Source organism: Longibacter sp. (assembly GCF_051155795.1).
GTDB lineage: Bacteria > Bacteroidota > Rhodothermia > Rhodothermales > Salinibacteraceae > Longibacter.
This window is the reverse complement of the sequence record NZ_DAXETW010000125.1, coordinates 1-4,122: the sequence shown is the minus strand read 5'-3', so window position 1 is coordinate 4,122 and position 4,122 is coordinate 1. Positions and strand designations below refer to the sequence as shown.

The window sequence follows — 4,122 nt, the reverse complement described above, 5'->3', positions numbered from 1 at the left end:
GTTCGCCGCCTCAATCCGCCGAAGTACGGGGAGATGCTGGACTACTTAGAACTAAATGCTGCACCATCCAGCGGGGACTCGTAACCCGATCGTCCTCGCGTTCCGCAATCCTTTTGATTCCGTACGACCAATCCCCATGCGAACGCTCATTGCCCTCTTTCTTCTCGCCGCTCCCCTCAGCGCCCCTGCCCAACCGGTAGACGCGGACGACGCGCGCGTTCTGATCGTCGTCACCAGCCACGACCAGATGGGCGACACCGGTAACCCCACCGGTGCTTATTTCTCCGAAATCACGCACCCGTACGCCGTTTTCACGGAGCACGGCTACACGGTGGACATCGTGAGCCCCGAGGGCGGTCGCACACCGCTCATAGCCGCCGGGACGCGGGATTCTGTGACGGCGCGCCTCCTCTACGACGCTAATTTCATGAACAAACTCGACGACGCGAAGACGCCCGACGAGGTGAATCCCACCGACTACGCCGCCATCTACTACGCCGGGGGCCACGGTGCGATGTGGGACCTGCCCGACGCGACCCAGATTAATCAGATGACTGCGACGATCTTTGAACACGAGGGCGTCGTGGGTGGGGTGTGTCACGGCCCGGCAGGGCTGGTCAATGTAAAGCTATCGGATGGATCGTACCTCGTGGCCGGGCGGACGGTCTCCGCCTTCACGAACGAAGAGGAAGAAGCGGCCGGCGCCACCGACATCATGCCGTTCCTGCTGGAGACGCGCCTGCGGGAACGGGGCGCCACCTTTGCCGAGGGGCCGAAGTGGGAGGCACACGTGGCCGAGAGCGGGCGCCTCATCACCGGACAAAACCCGGCCTCCGCCGAAGGGGTGGCCGAGGCGATGGTGGAGGCGCTCGGCGCGCGGGGGTTGTAGGTTGCCCCGTGGAACAGTGCGTAACGATTCGAAGGAGAACGACGTGTTTTCTGTAGCGCTCATGCCTCCATTGATGGGGGCTCGCGTCCGGACTGCGTCGATTTTACAAAACATCGTCTCGAAGATGCCGGACATTGTTGGTGTCCGGTAACGCTCTATGAGGCACTGAGCAGTTGTGTCCTCTTTCATCGCCACCCCGATTTGACATGCCGCTCCGCCAGTCGTCTTTGCGTGTCCATTCCTCGTATCGAGGGTTCCTCTCCGACCTGAACATACTTCTCCGTGACGCCGGTATTTCTCCGGTGGCCGGACCGTCCGCGGACAGCACGCCGAGCGGGGAGTATGTCGTCGGGCAGGTCCAGGCGTTCGTTGAGGAGCACCTGGCCGCGGACCTGACGGTGGAGCATCTGGCAGACGTGGCCGACGTGAGCCCGTCGTCACTTGCGCGCCGCTTCGGAGCCGAGACCGACACAACGCCCTGGCGCTACGTTATGGAGCGACGCATTGAGGCGGCCAAGCGCCTGCTGGCGATGAACGACCGCTCGCTTGCGGAAATCGCGTTCGACACCGGGTTCTACGACCAGGCGCATCTCACCCGCACGTTCCGGCGCTTCGAAGGCGTGACGCCCGGGACGTATCGGGACGAGGCAGAGGAGTGATGTCAGCACGTAGGACAATTCTCTTTTCCCCTCTCACATCCCACCAAATCATGCCGACCTACGACTACACCGATCGCGTCGTCCTCGTCACCGGCGGCACCTCCGGCATCGGCCGGGCCACCGCCACGGCATTTGCTGAACAGGGCGCGTCGGTCGTCATCGCCGCCCGGGACGCCGAGCGCGGCGACTCGGTCGTACAGTCCATCGAGGGGAAGGCGACCTTCGTTCAAACCGACGTCGGCGACCCCGAGCAGGTGGCACGCCTCGTGGACGAGGCGGTGGCGACGCACGGGCGGCTGGATGTCGCCGTCAACAACGCCGCCGGGCGGACGGGGGCGGGCAAGCCGACGCACGCGTTCGATCTGGACGAGTTTGACGCGACGGTGGACGTGGCGCTGCGAGGCGTCTGGGTAGGGATGAAGCACCAGATTCAGCAGATGCTTGATCAGAACGATCCCGGCGGGGCCATCGTCAACGTGTCCAGCGTCAATGGGCTGGGCGGGGCGCCCGGCGGATCGATCTACTCGGCCTGCAAAGCCGGGGTCCTCGCTCTCACCAAATCGGCGGCGCAGGAGTACGCGGAGCAGGGGCTTCGCGTGAACGCCCTCGTGCCGGGGGCCGTCGATACGCCGATGCTTCGGTCCGTGATACAGCAGGCGGCCGAGGCACAGGGGGGCGACGTGGAGGCCGTTGAGGAGCAGTACGCCGGGCGCAGCGCCGCGGGGCGCATCGGGACGCCGGAGGAAGCGGCCGAGGCTGTACTCTGGCTCGCTTCCGACGCCGCCACCTACGTCCACGGACACTCGATGATCGTGGACGGCGGGACGACCTGCGCGGTCCGCTAACCGATCGAAGAGGAGTTGCGCGATCCATCACGCATCACGCCCCAAGAATCATCATGAGAATCCTCGCCATCGGCGCCACCGGCTTCATCGGGCCACCCCTCGTCCGCCGCCTCGTTAAGCACGGCCACGACGTCGTTGTTTTCCACCGCGGAGAAACCGATGCGGACCTGCCCGACATTGTACAGCACTTCCACGGCGACCGAAATGACCTGTCCGAACACCGGGATGCCTTCGAAGGCATCGCGCCCGATGTCGTCATCGACGTGGTGCCGTACACAGAGGCGCAGGCCGAGCAGGTAGTGGAGGTATTCGAGGGCATTGCCGACCGCCTCGTCGCCGTGAGCAGCAGCGACGTGTACCGAAACTACGACGGCTGGCGGGGCCTGGGCGATCACGACCCGGATCCCGTCCCGCTGGACGAGGAGGCGCCGCTCCGGGAGGACCTATATCCATATCGGGGATACGAAGGACTTGACTTCGAGTATGCCGAGGACTACGACAAAATTCTGGTGGAGCGGGTTTTGATGAACGCGGACGGCCTTGCCGGGACGGTTCTCCGCCTGCCCGCGGTCTACGGCCCGGGCAACACCCAGCACCGCCTGGCGCCCCACCTCCGCCGCATGGACGACGACCGCCCCGCGATCCTGATGGACGAGGGGCAGGCCGCCTGGCGGTGGACGCACGGGTACGTTGAGAACGTGGCGGCGGCCATCGCGACGGCCGCGACGGACCAGCAGGCGTCCGACCGCCTCTACAACGTCGGCGAGGCCGAGACGCCGACGGAAGCGGAGCGGGTACGGCACCTGGCACGCGTCGTGGGGTGGGGCGGGGACGTCGTTCCCGTTCCGTCGAGCGAACTCCTGAAGCACCTGCAGGCGCCGGGCGACTGGCGCTACGAGCTGGAAACCGACACGCGCCGCCTCCGCGACGAGCTCGGGTACGAGGCGCCCGTGGCAATGGACGAGGCGTTGCGCCGCACCGTGGAGTGGGAGCGCGCCCACCAATCGGACGCGCCGGCTCCCGACTACGAGGCCGAGGATGCTGTGCTGAATTCCCGTTCCTAAAGCGGAGATTGGACAATCAGGACCTGATCATTTCTTTCTCATCAGGTTCGGGAGTGCCCGCAGCGGCTTCTTAGAGGTGCGATTGGGCGGGGCAACACTCCGCCGCTCTTGTTTCTTCCCCCTTCGAACCGACGCGATGAAGCCACTGACGATTCTTCTCCTCAGTCTCCTCCTCACGACCGCAGCGCCGGCCGCTCCGCCCGACACCACGATGGCCGACCGCATGAACGCGGTGGTTCCCGAACTACTCGACCGCTTCCAGGTGCCCGGCGCCGCGGTGGCGGTCATCCGAGGCGGAGAGGTGGTGCACGCTCGTGGCTACGGCCTCGCCGACGCCGAAGCGCACGTCCCGATGGCCGACCAGGCCGTCCTCAACGTAGCGTCGGTGGTAAAGCCTGTCACGGCGTGGGGCGTGATGGCACTGGTAGAGGAGGGGCGCATCCAGCTCGACGCGCCGGTCAACCGGTACCTGAAGCGGATGCAAATCACCTCCGACGAGTATGACGTGGACGGCATTACGGTGCGTCGCCTGCTGAGCCACACCTCGGGCCTAGTTCGCGGCTCTCACCCAGGATACCTCCCAGGAAATGACGTGCCCGATCTCGTCGCGGCCCTGAAGGGCGACGCCTTGCCGCCTCCCGGCAGCGGCATGCTGCACAAGATCC

At 65.6% G+C, this 4,122-nt stretch carries 5 protein-coding genes; all 5 read left to right on the top strand.

What is annotated here, in order from left to right; genetic code table 11:
- Window positions 1-136 precede the first annotated feature (136 nt).
- On the top strand, window positions 137-889 hold the full coding sequence (locus tag ACFCU0_RS12860; RefSeq protein ID WP_434974081.1) for a type 1 glutamine amidotransferase domain-containing protein: 753 nt from the start codon (window positions 137-139) through the stop codon (window positions 887-889).
- A 206-nt stretch (window positions 890-1,095) separates the two neighbouring features.
- A complete protein-coding gene (locus ACFCU0_RS12855) occupies window positions 1,096-1,548 on the top strand; it encodes a helix-turn-helix domain-containing protein (protein WP_434974080.1) in 453 nt (150 codons plus the stop codon).
- A gap of 50 nt (window positions 1,549-1,598) precedes the next feature.
- Complete coding sequence (locus ACFCU0_RS12850; RefSeq protein WP_434974079.1) at window positions 1,599-2,393, top strand: SDR family NAD(P)-dependent oxidoreductase; 795 nt, start codon at window positions 1,599-1,601, stop codon at window positions 2,391-2,393.
- 53 nt (window positions 2,394-2,446) lie between these two features.
- On the top strand, window positions 2,447-3,457 hold the full coding sequence (locus tag ACFCU0_RS12845) for an NAD-dependent epimerase/dehydratase family protein (RefSeq protein ID WP_434974078.1): 1,011 nt from the start codon (window positions 2,447-2,449) through the stop codon (window positions 3,455-3,457).
- Window positions 3,458-3,593: 136 nt separating this feature from the next.
- Window positions 3,594-4,122 (top strand): serine hydrolase domain-containing protein (locus ACFCU0_RS12840; protein ID WP_434974077.1); only part of this gene is annotated, 529 nt, incomplete at its 3' end.

Excerpts from the sequence above, each read along its gene's own strand:
- ACFCU0_RS12850 (WP_434974079.1), top strand. The coding sequence starts at position 1,599 with ATGCCGACCTACGACTACACCGATCGCGTCGTCCTCGTCACCGGCGGC.
- ACFCU0_RS12860 (WP_434974081.1), top strand. The coding sequence starts at position 137 with ATGCGAACGCTCATTGCCCTCTTTCTTCTCGCCGCTCCCCTCAGCGCC.
- ACFCU0_RS12855 (WP_434974080.1), top strand. The coding sequence starts at position 1,096 with ATGCCGCTCCGCCAGTCGTCTTTGCGTGTCCATTCCTCGTATCGAGGG.
- ACFCU0_RS12845 (WP_434974078.1), top strand. The coding sequence starts at position 2,447 with ATGAGAATCCTCGCCATCGGCGCCACCGGCTTCATCGGGCCACCCCTC.